Below are 716 nucleotides of genomic sequence, written 5' to 3' on the forward strand. Positions count from 1 at the left end.
GCCCGGCCCGTCCCCGAGGACCGACCGGTACGCCGCCTGCGCCCTGCGCACCCCGTACCCGAGGTTGACCGCGGTCGGCCGCGCCCCCGCCAGCGCGTCCGCGGCGTCCGGCACGTCGAACCCACGAGCGGCCGCGAGCGCCACCCCGTACGCTCCGGCGATGCCGAGCAGCGGTGCGCCGCGCACGGCCAGGGACCGGATCGCCTGCACCAACCCCTGCGGATCGGTACACACCAGTTCGACTTCCTCGGCGGGCAGCCTCGTCTGGTCGAGCAGCACCACCACCGGTCCCTCGGCCGGCTCCTCCCACCGGATCGCCGGTAGGTCCATGGTCTTGGGCTGTTTGTCCTTGCTGGCCTGAATGTCCTCGCCGGATTCCGCGTACTGATCAGCCATCCGCCCAGTCTGCCCCGTACAGGCCCGACAATTGAAGGTGTCCAGCCTCTACGGGGCCAGGTCACCCGGCACCCACCCCATGGCACGATGGCAGCCAACCTGCCGCCGCGACCGCGGACGGGCACCTTGAAGGAGCGACGATGAACGACACTCCGGGCTGGGCATCGCCCGGATCTGCCCCCTCCGACGGCCCCGACGACAGCGGTCAGGACGGCCGGGGCAGCGACGCCCAGGACGCCGGCCCGCAGGATGCCGACCGGGGGCCCCAGTGGTCCAAGGAGCAGCCGCCGCCCGCGCAGTGGTCCGCCCCCTCCGGCCCG

General features: G+C 73.5%; 2 pseudogenes. One reads left to right on the forward strand and one right to left on the reverse strand.

The features are described from left to right. Positions 1-396: pseudogene (locus tag G3I40_RS40010) on the reverse strand (S-methyl-5-thioribose-1-phosphate isomerase); the annotation flags it as partial. A gap of 140 nt (positions 397-536) precedes the next feature. On the opposite strand from G3I40_RS40010, the pseudogene G3I40_RS40015 reads away from it, so the two are divergent. Continuing rightward, positions 537-716: pseudogene (locus G3I40_RS40015) on the forward strand (hypothetical protein); the annotation flags it as partial.

Origin of the sequence: Streptomyces sp. SID14478, from assembly GCF_010548525.1 — a bacterium.
Taxonomy (GTDB): domain Bacteria; phylum Actinomycetota; class Actinomycetes; order Streptomycetales; family Streptomycetaceae; genus Streptomyces.